The organism is Rhizobacter sp. P3_B12, assembly GCF_056402895.1.
On the sequence record NZ_JBFUGN010000959.1, the window covers coordinates 1 to 2,335 of the forward strand.

2 protein-coding genes and 1 pseudogene are annotated in these 2,335 nt (G+C 71.7%); 2 read left to right on the forward strand and 1 reads right to left on the reverse strand.

Annotated elements, in window-relative coordinates:
* Positions 1-304, reverse strand: a 304-nt coding sequence (locus tag AC1D01_RS30685) for a TetR/AcrR family transcriptional regulator (RefSeq protein WP_477873179.1), incomplete at its 3' end; no start/stop codon positions are given.
* A 78-nt stretch (positions 305-382) separates the two neighbouring features.
* On the opposite strand from AC1D01_RS30685, the gene AC1D01_RS30690 reads away from it, so the two are divergent.
* Both AC1D01_RS30690 and AC1D01_RS30695 read left to right on the forward strand, forming a co-directional pair.
* Entirely contained in the window at positions 383-1,864 is a 1,482-nt protein-coding gene (locus tag AC1D01_RS30690; RefSeq protein WP_477873181.1) for an efflux transporter outer membrane subunit, read from the forward strand.
* A 32-nt stretch (positions 1,865-1,896) separates the two neighbouring features.
* A pseudogene (locus AC1D01_RS30695) lies at positions 1,897-2,335 on the forward strand (efflux RND transporter periplasmic adaptor subunit); the annotation flags it as partial.

A 2,335-nucleotide genomic window follows, 5' to 3' on the forward strand; every position in this document is an offset into this window, starting at 1 on the left:
GCAGCGCCTTCTGGGGCTGCTTCGCGTCCAGTGCTTCGGCGCCCGCGAGGCCGCCCACCACGCGCTCGGTGCGGTCGCGCACCTCTGCCTCGAACAACCCCTCCTTGGACCCGAAGTGGCTGTAGATGGTCATCTTCGAGACACCGGCGTCGGCGGCGATCGCGTCCACGCTGGATCGCTCCAGGCCGTGCGCATAGAAGTGCCGGCGCGCCGCATCCAGGATGCGGCGGTAGCGCTCGGGGTCTCGCGGCCTGCCGCGGCGTGGCGTCGGCGCGGCATCGTTCTCGGTTTCGTTCTGGGGCATCTTATTTAATGTACTTGAAAGTCCATTATGAGTGGGGTACATTTATTGGACTCAATCGTCCAGTAAATTAAGAACTTCATGACGCCCCCACTGCATCGCAGCCTCGACCCCGGCGCCCGGGCGATCCGCCCCGCGGCGTTGGCCGCGCTGGTGTTCTTGTCGGCCTGCTCGGTAGCGCCCGTGCAGCCCCCGTCGCCATCGGTGCCCCTGACCTCCGCCTTCGCGCATGGCGTGCCGGCGGCCGGTGCCGGCCAGACTCTCGACGGTGCCTGGTGGGCCGGCTATGGCGACCCGGCGCTGACGGCGCTGATCGACGAGGCCCTGGCCGCCAACCAGGATGTGGCCATCGCCCTGCAACGCGTCGCCCAGGCGCGCGCCGGCCGCGATGCCCAGGGCTCTCGCCTGTGGCCCACGGTGGGCCTGCAGGCGTCGGCCTCGCGCAGCGAAAGCGGCCTGCCCGATCCGGTCAAGCAGGGGCAGCCTGACACCCGCGCGCTTCGCGTCGGTGTCGACGTGGCGTGGGAGATCGACCTGGCCGGCGGTGTGCGCGCCGCACGCGATGCGGCGCAGGCTGATGCCGCTGCCGCCACCGCAGGCGTGGACGGCGCGCGCCTGCTGGTGGCCAGCGAGGTGGCGCGGCAGTACTTCGTGCTGCGCAGCGCTGAAGAGCAGCTGCGCATCGTGCAGGCCCTGGCCGCGGCCCAGCGCGAGACGGCCATCCGCGTGGGCAGCCGCCAGCGCGAAGGTGAGGCCAGTGCCTTCGATCTCGACCGCGCAGGTGCCGAAGCCGAGGCGCTCGACGCGCAGGTGCCTCCACTGCGGATGCTGGCCGGCGTCTCGCAGACCCGGCTGGCCGTGCTGCTGGGCCGCAACCCATCGGCACGCGTCGTCGACGACGGCGCAGCGTTCGTGTGGCCCGCGGTGCGCGACATCGGGACCGGCCAACCCAGCGACCTGCTGCGGCGCCGCCCCGACCTGGTCGCCGCCGAGGCGCGCGTCGCGGCCGAGACGCTGCGCGGCGCCGAGGCACGCGCGCAGTGGTGGCCCCAGCTGTTCCTGAGCGCCCTGTTCGGTCGCGAGGACCTGCGGCTGAACGCGCTGGATCTCGCGCCGGTGCATTTCTCGAACGTCGCGCTGGCGTTTGCCGCGCCGATCTTCAATGGCGGGCGCATCGACGCCGGCATCCGCGTGCAGTCGGCGCGGGCCGACGAGGCGCTGCTGGCCTGGCAGAAGGCGGTGCTGGTGGCCGTGCAGGAAGTCGAGGACAGCCTGCTGGTGCGCACCGAAGAGGCCGAGCGCGCCGCCGCGCTGAGCCGCACCGTCGACCACCGTCGCCGCTCGCTGCAGCGCGCCCAGTCGCTGCAACGCGAAGGCCAGATCGACCTGCTGGTGTTGCTGGACGTCCAGCGCTCCGTGCTGGCCAGCGAACTCGCCCTGTCGGGCAGCCGCCTTCAGCAGGTGCTGGCCGACGTCCAACTCTACAAGGCACTGGGCGGGGGCTTCGCGCCACCTCGGGCCGGTGTCGTCACGACTTCTCTTGCCGCAAGGACGCCCCGATGAACAGGATCTCCCCCGCCACGGCCCTCACGGTCATGGCCGCTGCCGGCGTGCTGCTGGCCGCCTGCAGCGAGCCCGGCGCGCCTGCCGCCATCGTCAAGCCGGTCTTCGTGACCACGGTGACGCAGACGGCGTCCGCGCAAACGCGCGCCTTCACCTCCGTGGTTCGAGCTCGTGTCGAGACGGACCTGGGTTTTCGCGCCGGCGGCAAGGTGGTCGAGCGACTGGTCGAGGTTGGTGATGTCGTGAAGGCCGGCCAGGCACTCGCTCGCCTCGACCCAGCCGACTATCAGTTGGGCGCGAGGGCCGCTGCCGACCAGGTGCAGGCTGCTTCCGTGGATGCGCAGCAGGCTGCGTCTGACGAGGCACGCATGCGCCGCCTGCTCGCCGACGGTTCGGTGGGCGCTGCCGATCATGAGCGCCAGAAGGCGCGTGCCGACGCGGCTGCGGCTCGCCTGGACCAGGCCCGCCGCC